Raw genomic sequence first — 20,804 nt, forward strand, 5'->3', positions numbered from 1 at the left:
TCCGGCCGGATGTCACCGCTCACCGGAGTCGGGCCGGTCGGATGGAATTCCTCACATTCCGGCGATGAGTTTCTCCACCCGGTCGTCCACCGAACGGAACGGGTCCTTGCACAGGACCGTGCGCTGCGCCTGGTCGTTGAGCTTGAGGTGGACCCAGTCGACGGTGAAGTCACGGCGCTGTTCCTGGGCCCTTCGGATGAAATCGCCGCGCAGCCGGGCCCGAGTGGTCTGCGGCGGAACGGACTTGCCCTCGAAGATCTTCAAGTCGTTGCAGATGCGCGCCGCTTGACCCTTCTTCTCCAGCAGGTAGTACAGGCCACGACGCCGGTGGATGTCGTGGTAAGCGAGGTCTATCTGGGCGACCCGCGGATGCGACATGGTCATGTTGTGCTTGGCCCGGTACCGCTCGATGAGCTTGTACTTCATGACCCAGTCGATCTCGGTGCCGATGCGGTCGAGGTCCTCGGACTCGATCGAGTCCAGGGTGCGGCCCCACAGCTCCAGGACCTGCTCGACGGTGCCGGTGCGGATGCCGCGGCGCTCGCAGAAGTCCACGGCCTTCTCGTAGTACTCGCGCTGCACCTCCAGCGCGGAGGCCTCGCGGCCGCTGGCCAGGCGCACCTTGCGCCGGCCTGTGATGTCGTGGCTGACCTCGCGGATCGCCCGGATGGGGTTCTCCAGGGTCAGGTCGCGCATCACGGTGCCCGCCTCGATCATGCGCAGCACCAGGTCGGTGGCGCCGACCTTGAGGAGCATGGTCGTCTCGGACATGTTCGAGTCGCCCACGATGACGTGCAGACGGCGGTAGCGCTCCGCGTCCGCGTGCGGTTCGTCCCGCGTGTTGATGATCGGCCGGGAGCGGGTCGTCGCCGAGGAGACGCCCTCCCAGATGTGCTCGGCCCGCTGACTGACGCAGTACACCGCGCCCCGGGGGGTCTGCAGCACCTTGCCGGCGCCGCAGAGGAGCTGCCTGGTGACCAGGAACGGAATGAGGATGTCCGCGAGCCGGGAGAACTCCCCGTGCCGCGCCACGAGATAGTTCTCGTGGCAACCGTAGGAGTTTCCGGCCGAGTCGGTGTTGTTCTTGAAGAGGTAGACGTCGCCCGCGATTCCCTCCTCGTGCAGGCGTCGTTCGGCGTCCACCAGGAGTCCTTCGAGAATGCGCTCGCCCGCTTTGTCGTGGGTGACCAGTTCGGTCACGTTGTCACATTCCGGTGTGGCGTATTCCGGATGCGATCCCACGTCGAGATAGAGGCGGGCGCCGTTTCGCAGAAAGACATTGCTGCTGCGGCCCCATGACACGACACGGCGGAAGAGGTACCGCGCCACCTCGTCGGGAGACAGGCGGCGCTGTCCCCTGAACGTACATGTGACGCCGTACTCGTTCTCCAGCCCGAAAATGCGGCGGTCCATGACTGAACATTACGCCCGATCCCCTGAGCTGAAACGGGGTTCGACGGCACGGTTTGGATCATTTTCCGATGAAGCCGCAACCACCGCACCCCTGCCGGGAGCTGCGAGGACCCGTCCGGTGGCCAGCAGGACCAGCAGTGACACCGCCCCCGCGGCACCCGGCACGGCGAACCCCCAGAAGGCCCCGCCGGCCTCGACCACCGGCCCCGCGAGACCCGTTCCGACGGACGCGCCCACGGTGAACGTCGTCACAAGCCAGGAGAACGCCTCGGTGACCGTGCCCTGTGGCGCGTGCCGGTCCACGAGCACGAAGGCACACGCGATGCACGGCGCCAGGAACACGCCGGCGAGCACCGCGAGGAAGGTCATGGCGACCGCTCCCGGCATCAGCGTCAGCGGCAGGTAACACACCGCCAGAAGGGCCACCAGCACCCGCAGTCGCCGCGCCGGCTCGCCACCCCACTGCCGCGCCCCGTACGCCGTGCCGCCGATCAGGGCACCGAGCCCCAGCCCCGCCATCAGCCAGCCGTACACCACGTCACCGCCGTGGTCGTCCGCGTACGACACCGCCGCCACCGCGATGGACCCCATCGCCACGCCGACGAACAGGAAGGCCCCGAGCAGCGCCAGCAGGCCCGCCGAGCGCAGCGCCCCCAGCCAGTGCGCCTCGCGCGGTGCCGAGCGCCACGCGCGCGAGGGCGGCGACACGACCACCGACAGAGCCCCCAGCACCCCGATGACGTTCAGCACGAGCAGCGCCGCCTGGGCCGACCACAGCGACGCACACAGAGTCAGCAGCAACGGTCCCACCGTGAACATGACTTCCTGTGCCACCGCGTCCATGGCGTACGCGGTGTGCACCTGGCCCTCCTTGTGCAGGACCGAGCCCCACAGGGCCCTCAGACCGCCCTCCAGGGGCGGCGTGAAGAGTCCGGCGGCGGCCACCGCCGCGTAGGCGAGCGGCAGCGGGGCGATGCCGACGAAGGCGAACACGGCCATGGCCAGCGCCGAGGCGATCGCGGCGGGCAGCTGCACCCGCGGCTGGCCGTGCAGATCCACGACGCGCCCCAGCACCGGCTGGCCGATCGCGTTGGCGACGCCGTACACGGCCGCCAGGGCGCCGGCCAGGCTGTAGGAGCCGCCCTCGGCACGCACGAACAGCAGGATCGCGAGCGCGGCGACGGCGTTCGGCAGCCGCCCTATGAGGGTGCCGACGAGCAGCCGGGCGGCATGCCTCGCCCTGAGGATCTCCACGTATGCGCCGGTCATCGGCCGCGCCGCCCCTCCGCTGAAGTTTTACGTATAACGCCCTCCGCCATACGTACCATGTGCGCTGTTCACGAGTCCAGGTGAAGGAGTAGGCGGACGGTGGCACACGGCAACACGCGCCCCACCAGCCGGGACGTCGCCCACGCCGCGGGCGTGTCCCAGGCCGCGGTCTCCCTCGTCCTCGGCGACAAATGGCGCGGCCGCGTCTCCGCGGCCACGGCCGAACGCGTACGGGAGGCAGCCCGCGAACTCGGCTACCGGCCCAACCTCGCGGCCCGCAACCTGCGCCTGGGCCACACCCGCACGGTACTCCTGGTGGTCCCGGCTCTCACCACGGAATTCTTCGCCGGCGTCTACACCGGCGCCGCCCGGGTCGCCGCCCGGCACGGCTTCGGCGTGGTCCTCTACCCCTCCCCCGAAGGCATCGGCCCGGCCCGCGACCCCTTCGCCTCCGCCCAGGCCGCCCTGGACGGCGTCATCGCCTCCTCCATGGCCGCCGACGCCCTCAGCGCCATCCGCGGCGACCAGCTGCCCCTCGTCATGCTCGACAGCGACCCCGCGGGCAGCCTCGGGGGCGCGATCGTGAACCTGGACATCGCCGACGGCGTCCGTCAGGTCACCGAGCACCTGCTGGGCCTCGGCCACCGCCGCTTCCTGCACCTGGCGGCCGACATCGCCTCCTGGACGTTCGAAGTACGCGCGGGCGAACTGGCCACCCGGCTCGCCGGCACGCCCGGCACCTCACTGCGGACCGTGCGCGCCCCCATCTCCATCGACGCGGCCCGCACCGCCGCCGAAACCGCGCTCGCCGCCGAGGGCCCCCGTCCCACGGCGATCATCTGCGACGACGACAAGCTCGCCGCCGGCGCCTACAAGGCCGTCCGGCGCCTGGGCCTGCGCATCCCCGACGACATCTCCGTCACCGGTCTGGACGACCTCGCCCTCGCCACCGCCATCGACCCCGAGCTCACCACCGTCCGGCTGGACGCGGAACTGTTCGGCGAGCGCGGCATGCAGGCCCTCCTGGCGGTCCTGGAAGGCCGTGAGCCGGAAGGGGGCGACATTCCGGTCCAGCTCGTCGTACGAGGCTCCACAGCCCCGCCCAGCGCCCCCTGACGGCCCCCGGACATGCCCTGTGCCCCGGCCGCGAGGTTCGGCCGGGGCACAGTACGGGCGGGGTGAGGCGGGGCGGGACTACTCCTCGGAAGCGCCGGACTCCTCGGAGGACTCGTCGCTGTCGGCGCTCTCGGCCTCGGTGGCCGCTCCGCCGGCCTCAAGGAGCCGGTCGAGCTGACGGCCGACGATGCGCTTGAACTTGCGCGACTGCGGACGCGTACGGTCCAGCACCGCGACCTCCAGGCGCTCCGCGGGGATCTCCCGCTGAGTGCCGTTCGACTCGCGCGACAGCGCCTGCACGGCCAGCTTCAGCGCCTCGGCGAGGGTCATGCCGTCCTGATGGCGCTGGTCCAGGTAGTTGCTGATCAGCTCCGCGTTGCCGCCGACCGCGACCGAGCCGTGCTCGTCCACGATCGATCCGTCGTGCGGCAGCCGGTAGATCTGGTCGCCCTCGGGCGTCGCGCCCACCTCGGCGACGACCAGCTCCACCTCGTACGGCTTCTCGGCCGCGGAGGAGAAGATCGTGCCCAGCGTCTGGGCGTAGACGTTGGCCAGACCGCGGGCGGTCACGTCGTCACGGTCATAGGTGTAACCACGGAGGTCGGCGTAGCGCACGCCGCCGATCCGCAGGTTCTCGTACTCGTTGTACTTGCCGGCCGCCGCGAAACCGATGCGGTCGTAGATCTCGCTGAACTTGTGCAGCGCACGGGACGGGTTCTCGCCGACGAACACGATGCCGTCGGCGTACTGGAGCACGACCAGGCTGCGGCCACGCGCGATGCCCTTGCGGGCGTACTCCGCCCGGTCGGCCATGGCCTGCTGGGGTGAGACATAGAACGGCGTCGACACCGGTTATCCGTCCCTTTCTGTCGAAGTCACAGGATCACCTTGATAAGACGGAACCCGCGCCTACAGCAGCGCGGCCCGCGGGCCGTCGGGCTGCTCCAGACGCCGCTCCAGGATCGAGCGGGCGATCTCGGAGGACTCGTCGTCGCCCAGCCGGCGGAAGCCGTCCTCGGTGATCACGGTGACGATCGGGTAGATCCGGCGGGCGACATCGGGACCACCGGTCGCCGAGTCGTCGTCGGCCGCGTCGTACAGGGCCTGCACCACGAGCGTCGTGGCGTCGGCCTCGCTCAGATCATCACGGAAGAGCTTCTTCATGGCGCCACGCGCGAAGATCGAACCGGAGCCGGTGGCGGCGAAGCCGTGCTCCTCGGAACGGCCACCGGTGACGTCGTAGGAGAAGATCCGCCCCCTCTCCCGGTCCACGTCGTACCCGGCGAAGAGCGGCACCACGGCCAGCCCCTGCATGGCCATGCCGAGGTTGGACCGGATCATGGTCGACAGCCGGTTCGCCTTGCCCTCCAGCGACAGCTGGGCGCCCTCGACCTTCTCGAAGTGCTCCAGCTCCAGCTGGAACAGCTTGACCATCTCGACGGCCAGACCGGCCGTACCGGCGATGCCGACGGCCGAGTACTCGTCGGCGGGGAACACCTTCTCGATGTCGCGCTGCGCGATGACGTTGCCCATGGTGGCGCGGCGGTCACCGGCGAGGACGACGCCTCCGGGGAAGGTGACGGCGACGATGGTCGTGCCGTGCGGCGCCTCGATCACGCCCTGCGTGGGCGGGAGTTGACGCTTGCCGGGCAGCAGCTCCGGCTGGTGGTCGGAGAGAAAGTCCATGAAGGAGGACGACCCAGGCGTCAGGAAGGCAGCTGGTAGACGCCCGGTGCTACGAGTGTTGGCTTCCACGCGATTCCTTCCACGTAAGCAGCAGCCCGCCTTATGACGTCGGGCCGATCCTTGAACTGCCCCAGTGCGGCATTGCAGCTGAAGCACAGTACGCCACGGACCCTACCCGTCTCGTGGCAGTGATCCACATGCTCGGGCACAGCTGCCAAACATATGCAGCAGACGCCTCCTTGAGAGGCCGCCAACGCGTCGCGCTCGGCTTCGGTGATGCCGTACTGGCGCTTCAGGTGATCCTGCCGCCCCTGGATAGCCCGGCATGCCTTGCACCGTGTCGACAGACCTTCGGATGCAGTGGCGTTGCGATGCCACTCGCTGTGCGGCTTGACCTCACCGCACGTCCGACAGATCTTGTGCCCGGCCGGGACGTCCACCTTCTCCCGTACCGACTTGCCCATGGTCTCCCGGCGGCGCCGGTAGTGCGCTGCGCTGTACTCCGCCACGCACTCCCGACACCGCACCTGAAGACCATCACGCCGGTTCTTGTCCCGTGCGAATGCCTCAGGAGACAAGTCGCGCTTGCAACCCGTGCACTGCTTCGCGTTCGGATCCCCAGTCACCCTCATCCCCCGCCACCTTCGATTCGAAGGCAAAAGCGGCCCGAATTCCTTTACTGGCCACCCTTTTGCACGAAGGAGCGCACGAAATCCTCGGCATTTTCCTCGAGTACGTCGTCAATCTCGTCCAGAACCGAGTCCACGTCGTCGCTCAGCTTCTCCTGACGCTCCTTGAGGTCCTCCGAAGCCTGCGTTTCCGCAGCCTGCTCCTCGACCTCCTCGGTGGAGCGCGTGGCCTTCTGCTGTCCGCCGCCGGTGTCCTTGGTTGCCATATCCCTCACCCCGCTCGTTTCGCCCGACATGTTCGGCAGGTCGGCTTTCCTGCCGATCGGTGATGATCAGACCCTACAAGCCGGGTCTGACATCGGCCCCGCAGTTTCTCCAACGTACGGGGGCCACCTCGATGATTCCCGTGCGCCGGGTTTTCCACCCTGCCCCGCCGATGTCCGGCCGACACCGCCCGGGGCCGATCAGTTGCCTGACAGGACCCTGACCAGGTCTTCCGCGGTCCGGCAGCGGTCCAGGAGCTCCTTGACGTGATTTCGCGTTCCGCGAAGCGGTTCGAGGGTTGGAACGCGCTGGAGGGAGTCGCGGCCCGGGAGATCGAAGATGACCGAGTCCCAGGAGGCCGCGGCGACGTCGTCGGCGTATTGCTCCAGGCAGCGGCCGCGGAAGTAGGCCCGGGTGTCCTCCGGAGGCTTCACCTGCGCCCGCTCCACGGTCGCCTCGTCCATCAGGCGCTTGATGCGCCCGCGGGCCACCAGACGGTTGTAGAGGCCCTTCTCGGGGCGTACGTCGGCGTACTGGAGGTCGACCAGGTGCAGCCTGGCCGCGTCCCAGTCGAGGTCGTCGCGGCGGCGGTAGCCCTCCATGAGCTCCCGCTTGGCGACCCAGTCCAGTTCGCCGGAGAGGCTCATCGGGTCGCGTTCGAGCCGGTTCAGGGTGTCCTCCCAGCGGGACAGGACGTCCTTGGTCTGCTCGTCGGCGTCCGCGCCGAAGCGCTCCTCGACGTATTTGCGGGACAGCTCGTAGTACTCCATCTGGAGCTGTACCGCGGTGAGTGTGCGGCCGCTGCGGAGGGTGACCAGGCGTTTGAGGGAGGGGTCGTGCGAGACCTGGTGCAGCGTGCGTACGGGCTGGTCGACGGCCAGGTCCACCGCGATGAACCCGTCCTCGATCATGGACAGGACCAGGGCCGTCGTGCCCAGCTTGAGGTAGGTCGAGATCTCGGAGAGGTTGGCGTCGCCGATGATCACGTGGAGTCGGCGGTACTTCTCGGCGTCGGCGTGGGGCTCGTCGCGGGTGTTGATGATCGGGCGTTTCAGGGTGGTCTCCAGCCCCACCTCGACCTCGAAGTAGTCCGCACGCTGGCTGAGCTGGAAGCCGTGTTCGTGGCCGTCCTGACCGATGCCGACGCGGCCCGCTCCGGCGAAGACCTGGCGGGAGACGAAGAAGGGCGTGAGGTGGCGCACGATGTCCGAGAAGGGGGTCTCCCGCTTCATCAGGTAGTTCTCGTGCGTGCCGTAGGAGGCGCCCTTGTTGTCGGTGTTGTTCTTGTAGAGGTGGATGGGCTGGGCGCCGGGGAGCTGGGCGGCCCGCTCGGCGGCTTCGGCCATGATGCGCTCGCCGGCCTTGTCCCACAGGACGGCGTCGCGCGGATTGGTGACCTCGGGCGCGCTGTACTCGGGGTGCGCATGGTCGACGTAGAGCCGTGCTCCGTTGGTGAGGATCACATTCGCGAGGCCGATGTCCTCGTCGGTGAGCTGGCTGGCGTCGGCGGCCTCACGGGCGAGGTCGAACCCCCGCGCGTCCCGCAGCGGGTTCTCCTCCTCGAAGTCCCAGCGGGCCCGGCGGGCCCGGTGCATCGCCGCCGCGTAGGCATTGACGATCTGGGATGAGGTGAGCATGGCATTGGCGTTGGGGTGGCCGGGGACGGAGATCCCGTACTCCGTCTCGATGCCCATTACTCGCCGTACGGTCATGCGGCCCTCCTTGCCCGGCGGCACCCTCGGTCGTGGGCGCCGCACAAGTACCGCTGGCGCTCGGTTGCGTGTGCGGTGCCCGTCCCCGCACTGCGCGACTCGGCGGTACGGAAGAGCCTAGAGCGCCTTTGCCCTGGTGGGGAGATCATTTGCGTCATTGCCTTGCACGCCTTGTGTTCCGGTTGTGGCCGGAAAAACAGTGGGCTGCGGGTACCCGATGAGGGCACCCGCAGCCGCCCTGGGTTTTACAGGTACTGTCCGGTGTTGGCCACCGTGTCGATGGATCGTCCGGTGTCGGCTCCCTGCTTTCCGGTGATGAGGGTGCGGATGTAGACGATCCGCTCGCCCTTCTTTCCGGAGATCCGGGCCCAGTCGTCCGGGTTGGTGGTGTTGGGCAGGTCCTCGTTCTCCTTGAACTCGTCCACGCATGCCTGGAGGAGGTGGGAGACGCGGAGGCCCTTCTGCTTGTGCTCGAGGAAGTCCTTGATCGCCATCTTCTTGGCGCGGCCCACGATGTTCTCGATCATGGCACCGGAATTGAAGTCCTTGAAGTAGAGGACTTCCTTGTCGCCATTGGCGTAGGTGACTTCCAGGAAGCGGTTCTCCTCGGATTCGGCGTACATCTGCTCGACGGCGGTCTGGATCATGCTCTGGACCGTCATCGACTTGTCGCCGCTGTGCTCGCCGAGGTCCTCCGAGTGCAGCGGGAGTCGCTCGGTGAGGTACTTGCCGAAGATGTCCTTGGCGGCCTCGGCGTCGGGACGCTCGATCTTGATCTTCACGTCCAGGCGGCCGGGGCGCAGGATGGCCGGGTCGATCATGTCCTCACGGTTGGAGGCACCGATCACGACCACGTTCTGCAGGCCCTCCACACCGTCGATCTCGGCGAGCAGCTGCGGGACGATGGTGTTCTCCACGTCCGAGCTGACACCGGAGCCGCGGGTGCGGAACAGGGACTCCATCTCGTCGAAGAAGACGATGACGGGTGTGCCCTCGGAGGCCTTCTCCCGCGCACGCTGGAAGACGAGGCGGATCTGCCGCTCGGTCTCGCCGACGTACTTGTTCAGAAGCTCGGGGCCCTTGATGTTGAGGAAGAAGCTCTTGCCCGCGGCCACGCCGGTGACTTCGGCGACCTTCTTCGCCAGCGAGTTGGCGACGGCCTTGGCGATGAGGGTCTTGCCGCATCCCGGGGGCCCGTAGAGCAGGACGCCCTTGGGCGGACGCAGTTCGTGCTCCTTGAACAGGTCCGGGTAGAGGTAAGGCAGCTCGACGGCGTCGCGGATGGCCTCGATCTGGCCGCCCAGGCCACCGATCTGCTCGTAGCCGATGTCGGGAACCTCTTCGAGGACGAGTTCCTCGACCTCGCTCTTGGGAACGATTTCGTAAACATAACCGGAGCGGGGTTCGAGCAGCAGGGCGTCACCGGGGCGGATGTTCACGCCGCGCAGCGGCTCGGCGAGCCGTACCACGCGTTCCTCGTCGGTGTGCCCGAGCACCAGGGCGCGTTCGCCGTCCTCGAGGATCTCCTTGAGGGTGACGATGTCCCCGACGCTCTCGAATTCCATGGCCTCGACCACGTTGAGGGCTTCGTTGAGCATCAGTTCCTGGCCGCGCCGGAGGTCGTCGAGTTCGACGCTCGGGCTGACATTCACGCGGAGTTTGCGTCCTCCGGTGAAGATGTCGGCGGTGCCGTCCTCATTGGCTTGCAGGAAGACACCGAAGCCGGCCGGCGGCTGTGCGAGCCGGTCGACCTCTTCCTTGAGGGCCACGATCTGGTCGCGGGCCTCACGGAGCGTGTTCGCGAGACGCTCGTTCTGTGCGGACACGCCGGCCAGATTGGTCTGCAACTCGACGATCCGCTCTTCGAGAATCCTCGTGTGTCGCGGAGAGTCGGCGAGCTTGCGTCGCAGGACGGCGATCTCCTGCTCAAGGTAGGCAATCTGCCCGGCCGGGTCGTCGGACCCTCGTCCCGGGCGGATGCCGCGGTTCATGTCGTCGTCGTGGGCTGCCACGGTCCTCACCTCCTCCAAGGGGAGCTGGACGCTTCCAGACCCTACCTGGGTGGGTGTCGATTGAAACCCCTAGATCACAAAGACGGTCGGGGTGTGTCCGATCTTCACCCTTGCGCTCTCCCTCACGCCAGGGGAATACCCACCGCACATGATTGGAACCCAGTCGAAGGTAGGGTCGAAGCGTTCAACACCCGTCAGAGCTGGCCGGATTCCCGTTCGGCTCGGCGCAGCAAGCGGTAGGAGAGATGAGCGTGGAGCGGACGGCCGGGGTCGAGGGTGAGGCGCTGGAGGTCTGGATCGATCAGGATCTCTGTACCGGCGACGGCATCTGTGCCCAGTATGCGCCCGAGGTGTTCGAGCTGGACATCGACGGTCTGGCCTACGTGAAGAGCGCCGATGACGAGCTCCTGCAGGCCAAGGGGGCCACAACGCCCGTGCCGCTGCCGCTTCTCACGGACGTGGTGGACTCGGCGAAGGAATGCCCGGGCGACTGCATCCATGTGCGTCGGGTTTCGGACAAGGTCGAGGTGTTCGGCCCGGACGCCGAGTGACCTTGCGTTCACGGGGTGTTACGACTGTCTGATTTCTCACAACTCTCTGTGGCGAGGGTCAGACGCTGTGGGCACCGGCGGGTGTCAAGCGGACGAACGAGCCGTTCTGCCACTGCCATTTCGCGCTCTTTTTCACGTCCGGGCAGCAACGCGGTACGTCGGTCGACGAGTAGCCGAGCAGCTCGGCCTCGACCGCTTCGTCACGGACGGCGATGTCACTGACGGTGATGCTGTCCTTCGGGTCGACGAGGGTCGCGACGACGCGGGGAGCGGCTGTCTCCTTGGCGTGCGTGAGGACGTAGACGCCGTCGGGCGGGGTGCCCATCGGGGAGTCGCAGTGCACCACGGCCACGGTCTCGGGGCTGCCGTCGCCGTCGAGGTCTCCGGTGGCCTTCTTCACCACGACGGCCTTCACGGGGCCGCATTCGAGCGGGAAGTCGATGCGCGCGGGGTCGGGGGGTGCGACCGCCGCGGCGGCGTGCTTCGTCTCCGGGCCGGCTGCCTGTGCCGCTGTCGCCGCGCCCGGCTGGAGGACCGAGGAGAACGCCACGACACCGGCGACCGCTGTGGCGGTGGCGAGCCAGTGGATGGGCCGGGTGTGGGTGTGTGCCAGTTCCGGGACGGCGGATTGCTGCACTAGGAGCGTCTCCTGTGAGGGCTGTGCCGGTGGGGGTGGGTGGCCAGCATCGTGCCACACGTCACAGTGTGACGGAACGGCGGGGGTGTGGAGTTCCGGTGCCGGATGTCGGGTGGCCGGGGGTGCCGGCGGGGCGCGCGGCGCTCGGCGGGCGGTCGGTTCCCGGGGTCGCGTCAACAGAAAGGCGCTGTGGTGGAGTTCCCGGGGTGACCTGGGAACTCCACCACAGCGCCGGTGCGTTGGATGCGGTACGGGGCCGGCTCAGCGGCCGGTGCCGCCGTCGGCGTTGGGGCCTTCGTAGTCCTCGCCGTAGGCGCCCTTGGCGGGGCGTCGGCGGCGCATGGGCGGCTCCACTCCGTCGGCGAGTCGCCGGGCGGTGAGGAGGAAGCCGGTGTGTCCGATCATCCGGTGGTCGGGGCGGACGGCCAGGCCCTCGATGTGCCAGTTGCGGATCATCGTCTCCCAGGCGGTCGGCTCGTTGAAGCAGCCGATCTCGCGGATGGACTCGACGGTCCGGGCGAGCTGGGTGGTGGTGGCGACGTAGCAGCACACGATGCCGCCGGGGACGAGCGCCTTGGAGACGGCCTCCAGGCATTCCCAGGGGGCGAGCATGTCGAGGATGACGCGGTCGACCTCGGTGTCGGACAGGTTGTCCTGGAGGTCGCCGACGGTGAGCTGCCAGGCGGGGTGGGGGCCGCCGAAGTAGCGCTCGACGTTCTGCCGGGCGATGTCGGCGAAGTCCTCGCGGCGCTCGTAGGAGTGGAGCATGCCCTGGTCGCCGATGGCGCGCAGCAGGAAGCTGCTGAGCGAGCCGGAGCCGACGCCGGCCTCGACGACGCGGGCGCCGGGGAAGATGTCGGCGAAGGCGAGGATCTGTCCCGCGTCCTTGGGGTAGACGACGGCTGCCCCGCGGGGCATGGACAGGACGTAGTCGGGGAGCAGGGGGCGCAGCGCCAGGTAGGCGACGTTCCCGGTGGTGCGGACAACGCTGCCCTCGGGAGCACCGATCAGTTCGTCGTGCGGGAAGGAACCCTTGTGGGTGTGGAAGTTCTTCCCGGCTTCGAGCGTGAACGTGTAGTGGCGGCCCTTGGGGTCGGTCAGCTGAACCTGGTCCCCGACCTTGAAGGGCCCGCGACGGCGGGCGGCACCGGTCGGTTCGGACATGTGAACAGCCTACCGGCGTTTCCGGGGGCCGCCGACCACGGGTGAGCGGGCCCGGGAAGCGGGGTGCGTCAGTTCGGGCGGGCCATCGCCTTCACGAAAGCGCGCTCGACGTCGGCCGCCGACAGCACGCCGTAGATCTCGCCGGTCTCCTCGACGACCAGGTATTCGGTGGCGGGGGCGGCCCGCAGGGCGTCGAGGAGTTCCTCGCCGGAGAGTTCGGCGGAGACGCGCATGCCGTCGGTCAGGTCCTGGGCGACGCCGCTGACGGGGACCCAGGGACGTCGGTGCTCCGGTACGCCGACGATGGCGGCCTCGCGGACGAGGGAGACGGGGTTGCCGTCGGCGTCGACCACGACCAGGGCGCGGGCACCGGCCGCGTTGGCGCGGCGCAGTGCCTCGGACAGGGGGGTGTCGGTCTCGACGGGGACGGCGCGGCGGGTCAGGTTGCGGGCGCGCAGCTCGGGCAGGTGCTCGCGCAGCCTGGCCATGCGCAGGCTGTTGCCGGCGCCGGTCCAGATGATCGCCGCGAGGATGGCGGCGAGCAGGGCGTCCATGACGGTGTCCATGCCGACGTTGTCGACGGCGTCGGAGCCGAGGGCGCCGGACTGGGTGAGCCACGGGAGGCCGACCAGGACGGAGACGGCGAGGGCGCGGCCGATCCAGGCGGCGGCGACGGTGCCGCTCATCGGCCTGCCGGTGATCTTCCAGACGACCGCGCGGAGCATGCGGCCGCCGTCGAGGGGCAGGCCGGGCAGCAGGTTGAAGGCGGCCACGATGAGGTTCGAGATCATCAGGCCGGCGAGCAGGACGCCGGGGACGGTGCCGGGTTCGACGAACTGCATGGCGCCGTAGAAGGCGCCCGCGAGGACCAGGGAGAGCAGGGGGCCGACGAAAGCGAGCACGAACTCCCGGCCGGGGGTCTCGGCTTCCTTCTCGATCTCGGAGACGCCGCCGAAGAACTGGAGCTGGATGCGCCGGACCGGGAGTTTGAAGCGCAGGGCGGCGACCGTGTGGGCGAGTTCGTGGACGAGGACGGACGCGTAGAAGGCGACCGCGAAGAAGAGGGAGACGAGGTAGCGGGCGGCGCCGAGCTCGGGCAGCACGCGGTCGAGCTGCCCGCCGAACACCCAGGTGATCAGGGCGGCGACGAGGAACCAGCTGGGCGCGACGTAGACGGGCACGCCGAACGGCCGCCCCATCAGCAGCCCGCCCCGGGGATCCTTCGGCCGCTGCGGCGGACGCCCCTTGGTGGTGCCGGAGTGGGCGAGGGCGCGGTCGAGGTGGGGGGTGGCCTGGTGGTCGTGCGGGGTGGGGGCGTCGGGGTGCGGACGCCGGGGGTCGTGGGTGCCCTCGGGACGGTGGGCGCCGGAAGTGGGGCCCTCTTCCGTGCCGTGCTCGGCGGAAGCGGAGGCCGATGGCGCCGCCTCGGGGACGGCGGTGTCCTGCGCCTCCGGGCGGTCGGCGGCGCTGTTACCGGTGTCGCCCGCGCCGTCCGTGCCCTCTGAGCCCTGCGTGCCGTTCTCGGGCTCGGAGTCCGCGTGCGCGGTGTCGGACGGGGTCGGGTCGGGGCGTGCGGGGTCGGTGGCCGGGGCCATACGGTCTGGTCGGCGCTCGGTCGACTCGTCGGTGCCGGATCGCGGCTGCCCGCTCCCGCCGCTCTCGTCCACGATGTCCCCTCGTTCTCAGCGTCTTCCGCCCAAGCGTCTTCCGCGCCTGCCGGGCGGAAGGGTCTCGGGTCGATGGTATGCGGCCGTCCTGACGGGTTCCGCCCCGGCACCCCCTGAGTTTCCCCTGACGTACCGCCCGTAACAGCCGGACTGGGTCACTGTCAGTGGTGGGCCGTAAGGTCTGTGGTCATGGAGACGAGCACGGAGGGTGCCGCGGCGGACTGCGGCAGTGACGTCGCGGCGGCGACGGCACCGGTCACAGGGCCGGTGCCGGACGAGGAGCCGACGGGGGTGGACGGTACGGCGGCTGCGGTCGCGACCGGTGAGGGCGCTGCGGGTGAGGGCGCGGCCACGGACGGACCGGCCGCCGAGGCGGGTGAGGGCGCGAAGGTCACCGCTCTGCCGGTGATACCGCCGAGCTCGCTGTCGCCGTCCCGTGCCAGTGACTTCATGCAGTGCCCTCTGCTGTACCGGTTCCGGGTGATCGACCGGCTGCCCGAGAAGCCGAGCGCGGCGGCGACCAAGGGGACGCTGGTGCACGCGGTGCTGGAGCGGCTCTTCGACGCTCCGGCCGCCGAGCGGACCGCTCCGCGGGCCAAGTCCCTGATCCCCGGGCAGTGGGACCGGCTGCGGGAGAGCAGGCCGGAGGTCGTGGAGCTGTTCGCGGACGACCCCGAGGGCGAGCGGCTGGCGACCTGGCTGGGCGAGGCGGAGCGGCTCGTCGAGCGCTGGTTCGGGCTGGAGGACCCGACCCGGCTGGAGCCCGCCGAGCGCGAGCTGTTCGTGGAGGCCGAGCTGGACTCGGGGTTGAAGCTGCGCGGGATCATCGACCGCGTCGACGTGGCGCCGACGGGCGAGGTGCGGATCGTCGACTACAAGACGGGCAAGGCGCCCCGGCCCGAGTACGCCGAGGGCGCGCTGTTCCAGATGAAGTTCTACGCGCTGGTGGTCTGGCGGCTGAAGAACGTAGTCCCGCGCCGGCTTCAGCTCGTGTACCTCGGCAGCGGTGACGTGCTGACGTACGACCCGGTGGTCGCGGACCTGGAGCGGGTCGAGCGCAAGCTGCTCGCGCTGTGGGACGCGATCCGGCAGGCGACGGAGTCGGGCGACTGGCGGCCCAGGCCGACCAAGCTGTGCGGCTGGTGCGACCACCAGGCCCACTGCCCGGAATTCGGCGGCACTCCCCCGCCGTACCCGCTCGCGGTCGGGGCGGGCGAGTCCGGTGGCGGTGCGCAGGGCAGAATGGGGCCGGACTAGCGAAGGAGACTCACGTGGCCATCCGCGTCCTACTGGTCGACGACCAGCCCCTGCTGCGAACCGGCTTCCGGATGATCCTGGAGGCCGAGCAGGACATCGCGGTCGTGGGCGAGGCCGGTGACGGCCTGCAGGCCCTCGACCAGGTGCGGGCCCTGCAGCCCGACGTGGTCCTGATGGACATCCGCATGCCCCGGATGGACGGGGTGGAGGCGACGCGGCAGATCACCGGGCCCGGGCGGGACGGCCCGGCGAAGGTGCTGGTGCTGACGACCTTCGATCTCGACGAGTACGTGGTGGAGGCGCTGAAGGCGGGCGCCAGCGGCTTCCTGCTGAAGGACGCCCCGGCCAACGAGCTGGTGCAGGCGATCCGCGTGGTCGCCGCCGGTGAGGCGATGCTCGCGCCGAGCATCACGCGCCGGCTGCTCGACAAGTACGCCACGCATCTGCCCTCGGGCGACGAGCCGGTCCCGGACACCCTGCACACGCTCACCGAGCGCGAGGTGGAGGTGCTGAAGCTGGTGGCGCGGGGGCTGTCGAACGCCGAGATCGCCGCCGACCTGTTCGTCAGCGAGACGACCGTGAAGACCCATGTGGGTCATGTGCTGACCAAGCTGGGGCTGCGGGACCGGGTGCAGGCCGCGGTGTACGCGTACGAGAGCGGTCTGGTGCGTCCCGGCGCGCAGTAGGAGACCGGGTCACGACGAAGAGGGCGCCCCTTGCCGGAAGGAAGGGGCGCCCTCGGTGCGTTCGGGCCGCGTACGGCCGCCCGTCAGCCCTTGCTCAGCTCCCAGAAGCGGAACACGGTGGACGCGTCGAGGCAGTACTCCAGGCCGTAGACGTTGTCCCGCACGACCGCGTACTGCTTGGCCTGCCAGACCGGCAGGACGGGCAGCTCCTTGGCGACGATGTCCTGGAGCTGGCCGAAGTCGTCCTCGGTCGCGGCGCGGTCGCTCTCGGCCGCGGTGCGCGGGATGAGCGTGCCGGTGATCGCGTTGTTGCTGTAGTTGTTGCTCAGCACGTTGCCCTCGCCGAAGAAGGGCGCGGTGAAGTTGTCGGCGTCCGGGTAGTCCGGGATCCAGCCCTTCACGTACACGCCGTACTTGCCGTCGGCGATGTCCTTCTCGTACTGGTCGAACGCGACGGACTGCACGTCGGCGTCGAACAGGCCGCTGGCGTTGAGCTGCTTGGCGATCGCCTTCAACTCGTCGTCGGTGGCGGGGCCGTAGCGCGACGGGGTGGACCACAGGGTCAGCTTGACCTTGCCGTTCACGCCCTCGTCCTGGAGCGCCGCGGCGGCCTTGGCGCGGGAGGGGCGGGCGCCGTAGGTGTCGAAGAAGGCCGTGTTGTGGCCGCTGATGCCGGCCGGGATGATCGAGTACAGCGGGGTGGCCGTGCCCTGGTAGACGTCCTTGATGAGGGCGTCGCGGTCGATCAGGTAGGCGATGGCCTTGCGCACGCCGAGCTTGCCGGTGACCGGGTCGTCCATGTTGAAGACCAGGTGCTGGACCTCGGCGCTGCCGCCCTCGACGACCTCTATGCCCGAGTCGCCGCCGGAGTTCTCGACGTCGGTGATGTCGCCGGCGGTGAGACCGCGGTAGGCGATGTCGACCTCGTTCTCCTTGAGGGCCTTCTTCAGGGCTTCCTGGTCGCCGTGGAAGAACTTCATCGTCACGCCGGAGTTCTGCACTTCGGCGGTGCCCTTGTAGTTCTCGTTGACCGAGAAGACGGCCTCGTCGTCGTCGAACTTGTCGAGCTTGTACGGGCCGGAGCCGACCGCCTCGCCGTCCTTGCGCAGGCCGTCGGCGTCGTACTGGTCCTCGTCGACGATGGAGCCGGCGCCCGAGGCGATCTTGCTCGGGAACGTGGCGTCGGAGGAGTTGAGCCGGAAGACGACCGTCTTGTCGTCCGGCGTCTCGACCTTGCTCAGGGTGGGGAACATGACCGCGGGGCCGTCGGGGTCATTGATCTTCAGCATGCGGTCGAAGGAGAACTTGACGTCCTTCGAGGTGAGCTCGTCGCCGTTGCTGAACTTCAGGCCGTCCTTGAGCGTGCACTCGTAGACCATGGCCTTGGAGTCGGAGAAGGCGCACTCCTCGGCGGCTTCTGGCTGCGGTTCCGTGGCGCCCTTGGGGAAGCTGAGCAGCGACTGGAAGACGTTGTTGAACAACAGCCAGGAGCCGGGGTCGTAGCCCGAGGCGGGGTCGGTGGCCAGGACGTCGTCCGACATCCCCATGACCACCGAGGTGCCGGTGTCGCCGGCGCCCCCCGTCTCCGTGCCACAGCCGGTCAACAGGCCGGAGGCCAGCCCTGCCACTACGGGCAGGACTGGCCACTGGTTGCGCATGTTCACTTACGAGTGCCTTGTCGTCGATTGTGCGGAACCCGTCCCGGGTCCCCGTGCCTGGCCCGGCGTCCTGGTGCGGGCGCCGGGCTCGGAGAGACGTCAGCCGCTCACGCCACGGCCGAGCTCCCACAGCTGAAGGGTCGAGGAGGAGTTGAGGACGTAGGCCGTGCCCGTGACGGCGTCGTTCGCGGCGACGAACTGCTTGCCCTGCCACAGCGGCAGCACCGGCACGTCGTTGGCCACGATGTCCTGCATCTCCGTCAGGCTGCCGGAGGCGGACAGCCGGTCGGCGACCCGGCGGGACTCCGGGATCAGATCGCTGCGGATCGCGGAGTTGGTGTACGGCGAGCCGAGGAAGTTGTCCTTGTCGAGGAACGGCGCGAGGTAGTTGTCGGCGTCGGGGAAGTCCGGGAACCAGCCCATGCCGTAGACGTCGTACGCGCCCTTCTGTTCGGCGGGGCGGAATGTCGCCCAGGGCGTGCCCTTGATGTCGACGTCGAACAGACCGCTGTCGTTGAGCTGCTTCTTCAGCAGCTCGAACTCCTTCTCGGTGGCCGAGCCGTAGTGGTCGGTCGTGTAGTGCAGGGTCAGCTTCACCGGGGTGGTGATGCCGGCCCGCTCCATCATCGACTTGGCCTTGTCGACGTCGGGGTCGCCGTACTTGTTGAAGAAGGAGTTGGAGTGGCCCGTGATGCTGGCCGGGACCAGCGAGTACAGCGGCTGGGCCTGGGAGCCGTAGACCTTGGAGACGAGCTCGCCGCGGTCGATGATCTGGGCCATCGCCTGGCGGACGGCCTTGCTCTTCACCGTGGGGGCGTTGGTGTTGAAGGCCAGGTAGCGGATCTCCAGGCCCGACATGTCGACGAGGTCGACCTCGTCGTCGGAGTCGGCCGACAGCTTCTGGATCTGCTCCGGCGACATGGTGCGGGTCATCAGATCGATGTCGCCCTTGTCGAGGGCGCTGCCCATTTCGTCGGCGTCCTCGAAGTTGCGCAGCTCGACCTTTTCGTTGTTCACCTTCAGGCTCCCCCGGTAGTTGGGGTTCTTGGTGAACACGGCGGAGACCAGCTTGTCGTCCTCGACCTCGGCCTTGAGCGTGTACGGGCCGGACCCGTCGAGCTCGAAGCCGTCGCGCAGCTTGTCCTTGGCGTAGATGTCGGGGTCGACGATGCCGGCGACCGGGGTCGACAGCTTGAACGGGAACGTGGCGTCCGCGGTCTTGAGGTGGAAGATGACTTCGTTGTCACCCTGGGTCTCGACGGTGTCGATCGTGGACAGCAGGGCGAAGACACCGCTGTCGGCCTTCAGGGCGCGGGCGCGGTCGATGGAGTACTTGACGTCCGAGGCGGTGATCGGGTCGCCGTTCGCGAACGTCAGGTCCTTGCGCAGCGTGCAGGCGTAGCGCTCATTGCCGCTGTCGGTGAAGCCGCAGCTCTGGGCGGCCTCGGGAACCGGCTCGCCCTCGCCGCGCGGCTGGATCATCAGCGTCTGCACCGTCTGGCGCAGGATGTTCCAGGTGCCGACGTCGTAGGCGAAGGCCGGATCGAGGGGGGCGGGAGCGTCCTTCGAGGCAGTGAACGCGTCGGTGGTGCCGACGACGATCGCGTCGCCGTTGTCGCTGCCGCTGTCGGTCCCGCCACAGGCGGCGAGAACCGGCACGAGCAAGCCGATGACGGCCGGCAGCACCAAAGTCTTGCGGTTCATGCTCGGGTTTCTCCAGCGGTCGACTCCGTGTACCCGGCATGCAGGGGTGTCGCGGCGGATCACGGGGTGAGTTCGGTGTTCTCGCGATGAGATTAGTCCGCGCGCGCAGGACGGTTCGAAGCGACCGGAGTTGAGGATCCATCACGCAGCGGAACCGGGCGCGGACGCAACGAAAACCTGACCGGGGAAGGATTCGTGCACCGATTCATCAATCGGGACACAAAGGTGCGTCCGACACCTCCGGCCGGGGGCCGACTGCACAGTGTGTGACTTCTGTCGACCCCCGTTGAAGTGTTGAACATCACAAACTGAACGGACTTCGGAGGCACCGGAATTCAGCCATCCGGCAGGTTCGAATTCACCCGTGGAATTCTCGCGTTGTCGATGTTGCACGCTGGGTGAACGCCCGGCGTATTTGTGTTGTCAGGCAGCCATCAGCCCGCGCAGAAATGCCAGATCGACCTCTTCGAGGGAGGTCACGACGGTACGGCGGTCGGCCGGCACGATGGGGGCGATCGACGGTACGGCCACCACATGGCAGCCTGCCGCCTCCGCCGCGGCGACCCCGGTCGCCGTGTCCTCGACGACCGCGCATCTGGCCGGGTCCGCGCCGAGCCCGGCCGCGGCGAGCAGGTAGGGGTCCGGGTGCGGCTTGGTGCGCTCCACCTCGTCACCGGCGACGGTCAGCGCGAAGTGCTGGGGGCCGAGTGAGGTCAGGACGCGGTCGATGATGCGCCGGTGCGAGGCGGAGACCAGGGCCGTGGGGATCTCGTACGCGGCCAGTTCGGCCAGCAGCCGGGCCGCTCCCGGCATCAGCGGCAGGGCGCGGTCGATACGGTCCTCGAAGCCCTGGTTGAGCAGCACCGTGAGTTCGGCGAGCGCGATGTCGGCGCCGGTGGCCTCGATCAGGAAGCCCGCGCTGCGGGTCATCGGGCCGCCGACCACCACATGGCGCCAGGAGTCGTCGAGGGTGTGACCGAGGCCGGCGAAGATCTCGACCTCGACGTCCCACCAGAAGCCCTCCGTGTCCACCAGAGTGCCGTCCATGTCGAGGAGAACAGCCTGAAGAGCCGACCCATCGGCCATTGGGGTGTCCCCTGCTCGAGAGGAGCCGGGAGCTTGGGGAAGGGTTACTGGCCCGGGGACCGTGCTGGTCATCCTGGCGCACCTCCTTGAGGGGCGGACAGGCCGGCTCCCACTAGGGGAACCGGCCTGCGGTGGACCGTCCAGTGTACGACGTGCGCAGCCGAAGCGCCTGGTTTAACCGGTGTGCCCCGGGGCACACCGCAAACACGCCGGGGGACGCTCCGACCTGCGTGGAAGCGGGCCCGGCAGCGGCGGCGCGGGGCGCCTCACCGTGCGTTGAAGTACTTTGCCTC

Annotated in this window: 18 protein-coding genes; 4 read left to right on the top strand and 14 right to left on the bottom strand. The window is 68.8% G+C overall.

The annotated features are described in order from the left end of the window. Positions 1–51 precede the first annotated feature (51 nt). Together pafA and AC3ETA_RS06610 are read right to left on the bottom strand one after the other, a co-directional pair. A complete protein-coding gene (pafA, locus tag AC3ETA_RS06605) occupies positions 52–1,413 on the bottom strand; it encodes a Pup--protein ligase (RefSeq protein WP_030955459.1) in 1,362 nt (453 codons plus the stop codon). A gap of 9 nt (positions 1,414–1,422) precedes the next feature. Then, on the bottom strand, positions 1,423–2,682 hold the full coding sequence (locus AC3ETA_RS06610; RefSeq protein WP_432191839.1) for an MFS transporter: 1,260 nt from the start codon (positions 2,680–2,682) through the stop codon (positions 1,423–1,425). A 99-nt stretch (positions 2,683–2,781) separates the two neighbouring features. On the opposite strand from AC3ETA_RS06610, the gene AC3ETA_RS06615 reads away from it, so the two are divergent. Next, entirely contained in the window at positions 2,782–3,798 is a 1,017-nt protein-coding gene (locus tag AC3ETA_RS06615; RefSeq protein ID WP_432191840.1) for a LacI family DNA-binding transcriptional regulator, read from the top strand. A gap of 78 nt (positions 3,799–3,876) precedes the next feature. On the opposite strand, the gene prcA is transcribed toward AC3ETA_RS06615, so the two are convergent. The 6 genes from prcA to arc form a co-directional block, all read right to left on the bottom strand. Continuing rightward, positions 3,877–4,647: a proteasome subunit alpha gene (gene prcA, locus AC3ETA_RS06620; protein WP_432191841.1), complete on the bottom strand. Its 771-nt coding sequence runs from the start codon at positions 4,645–4,647 to the stop codon at positions 3,877–3,879. Positions 4,648–4,707: 60 nt separating this feature from the next. Continuing rightward, a complete protein-coding gene (gene prcB / locus AC3ETA_RS06625) occupies positions 4,708–5,553 on the bottom strand; it encodes a proteasome subunit beta (protein WP_037867770.1) in 846 nt (281 codons plus the stop codon). After that, a complete protein-coding gene (locus tag AC3ETA_RS06630) occupies positions 5,505–6,116 on the bottom strand; it encodes an endonuclease VII domain-containing protein (protein ID WP_432191842.1) in 612 nt (203 codons plus the stop codon). Before AC3ETA_RS06630 ends, prcB begins: the two co-directional genes overlap by 49 nt. A gap of 44 nt (positions 6,117–6,160) precedes the next feature. Then, positions 6,161–6,379, bottom strand: coding sequence for a ubiquitin-like protein Pup (locus AC3ETA_RS06635; protein WP_019757212.1), 219 nt, complete (start codon positions 6,377–6,379; stop codon positions 6,161–6,163). Positions 6,380–6,577: 198 nt separating this feature from the next. Next, positions 6,578–8,089, bottom strand: a complete 1,512-nt coding sequence (dop, locus tag AC3ETA_RS06640; protein ID WP_432191843.1) for a depupylase/deamidase Dop — start codon at positions 8,087–8,089, stop codon at positions 6,578–6,580. Positions 8,090–8,334: 245 nt separating this feature from the next. Then, a complete protein-coding gene (arc, locus tag AC3ETA_RS06645) occupies positions 8,335–10,101 on the bottom strand; it encodes a proteasome ATPase (protein ID WP_126897220.1) in 1,767 nt (588 codons plus the stop codon). 245 nt (positions 10,102–10,346) lie between these two features. Between arc and AC3ETA_RS06650 the strand changes: the two genes are divergently transcribed. Next, complete coding sequence (locus tag AC3ETA_RS06650) at positions 10,347–10,652, top strand: ferredoxin (protein WP_432191844.1); 306 nt, start codon at positions 10,347–10,349, stop codon at positions 10,650–10,652. Between the two features lie 58 nt (positions 10,653–10,710). Here the strand turns inward: AC3ETA_RS06650 and AC3ETA_RS06655 are convergent, their stop codons facing one another. The 3 genes from AC3ETA_RS06655 to AC3ETA_RS06665 form a co-directional block, all read right to left on the bottom strand. Beyond that, positions 10,711–11,289 carry a hypothetical protein gene (locus AC3ETA_RS06655; protein WP_432191845.1) on the bottom strand — a complete coding sequence of 193 codons (579 nt, stop codon included), beginning with the start codon at positions 11,287–11,289 and terminating at the stop codon, positions 10,711–10,713. 261 nt (positions 11,290–11,550) lie between these two features. Continuing rightward, complete coding sequence (locus AC3ETA_RS06660; protein ID WP_093745402.1) at positions 11,551–12,453, bottom strand: tRNA (adenine-N1)-methyltransferase; 903 nt, start codon at positions 12,451–12,453, stop codon at positions 11,551–11,553. A gap of 68 nt (positions 12,454–12,521) precedes the next feature. Beyond that, on the bottom strand, positions 12,522–14,120 hold the full coding sequence (locus AC3ETA_RS06665; RefSeq protein WP_432191846.1) for a site-2 protease family protein: 1,599 nt from the start codon (positions 14,118–14,120) through the stop codon (positions 12,522–12,524). A gap of 189 nt (positions 14,121–14,309) precedes the next feature. On the opposite strand from AC3ETA_RS06665, the gene AC3ETA_RS06670 reads away from it, so the two are divergent. Together AC3ETA_RS06670 and AC3ETA_RS06675 are read left to right on the top strand one after the other, a co-directional pair. Beyond that, complete coding sequence (locus AC3ETA_RS06670; protein WP_432191847.1) at positions 14,310–15,377, top strand: RecB family exonuclease; 1,068 nt, start codon at positions 14,310–14,312, stop codon at positions 15,375–15,377. Positions 15,378–15,391: 14 nt separating this feature from the next. Further along, on the top strand, positions 15,392–16,063 hold the full coding sequence (locus tag AC3ETA_RS06675; protein WP_030946450.1) for a response regulator: 672 nt from the start codon (positions 15,392–15,394) through the stop codon (positions 16,061–16,063). Positions 16,064–16,146: 83 nt separating this feature from the next. Here AC3ETA_RS06675 and AC3ETA_RS06680 read toward each other — a convergent pair whose 3' ends face one another. The 3 genes from AC3ETA_RS06680 to AC3ETA_RS06690 all read right to left on the bottom strand — a co-directional run bounded on the left by AC3ETA_RS06680 (position 16,147) and on the right by AC3ETA_RS06690 (position 20,583). Then, positions 16,147–17,727, bottom strand: coding sequence for an ABC transporter substrate-binding protein (locus AC3ETA_RS06680; protein ID WP_432191848.1), 1,581 nt, complete (start codon positions 17,725–17,727; stop codon positions 16,147–16,149). Between the two features lie 93 nt (positions 17,728–17,820). Next, positions 17,821–19,425, bottom strand: a complete 1,605-nt coding sequence (locus AC3ETA_RS06685; RefSeq protein ID WP_432191849.1) for an ABC transporter substrate-binding protein — start codon at positions 19,423–19,425, stop codon at positions 17,821–17,823. 423 nt (positions 19,426–19,848) lie between these two features. Next, positions 19,849–20,583 carry an HAD family hydrolase gene (locus AC3ETA_RS06690; RefSeq protein ID WP_432191850.1) on the bottom strand — a complete coding sequence of 245 codons (735 nt, stop codon included), beginning with the start codon at positions 20,581–20,583 and terminating at the stop codon, positions 19,849–19,851. Between the last annotated feature and the right edge of the window lie 221 nt (positions 20,584–20,804).

The organism is Streptomyces sp. bgisy027, assembly GCF_057710365.1.

Bases quoted from the DNA above. Each gene is read 5' to 3' on its own strand.
- AC3ETA_RS06630 (WP_432191842.1), bottom strand. From the start codon at position 6,116: ATGAGGGTGACTGGGGATCCGAACGCGAAGCAGTGCACGGGTTGCAAG.
- AC3ETA_RS06660 (WP_093745402.1), bottom strand. From the start codon at position 12,453: ATGTCCGAACCGACCGGTGCCGCCCGCCGTCGCGGGCCCTTCAAGGTC.
- AC3ETA_RS06635 (WP_019757212.1), bottom strand. From the start codon at position 6,379: ATGGCAACCAAGGACACCGGCGGCGGACAGCAGAAGGCCACGCGCTCC.
- AC3ETA_RS06690 (WP_432191850.1), bottom strand. From the start codon at position 20,583: ATGACCAGCACGGTCCCCGGGCCAGTAACCCTTCCCCAAGCTCCCGGC.
- AC3ETA_RS06650 (WP_432191844.1), top strand. From the start codon at position 10,347: ATGAGCGTGGAGCGGACGGCCGGGGTCGAGGGTGAGGCGCTGGAGGTC.
- AC3ETA_RS06670 (WP_432191847.1), top strand. From the start codon at position 14,310: ATGGAGACGAGCACGGAGGGTGCCGCGGCGGACTGCGGCAGTGACGTC.
- dop (WP_432191843.1), bottom strand. From the start codon at position 8,089: ATGACCGTACGGCGAGTAATGGGCATCGAGACGGAGTACGGGATCTCC.
- AC3ETA_RS06685 (WP_432191849.1), bottom strand. From the start codon at position 19,425: ATGAACCGCAAGACTTTGGTGCTGCCGGCCGTCATCGGCTTGCTCGTG.
- AC3ETA_RS06610 (WP_432191839.1), bottom strand. From the start codon at position 2,682: ATGACCGGCGCATACGTGGAGATCCTCAGGGCGAGGCATGCCGCCCGG.
- pafA (WP_030955459.1), bottom strand. From the start codon at position 1,413: ATGGACCGCCGCATTTTCGGGCTGGAGAACGAGTACGGCGTCACATGT.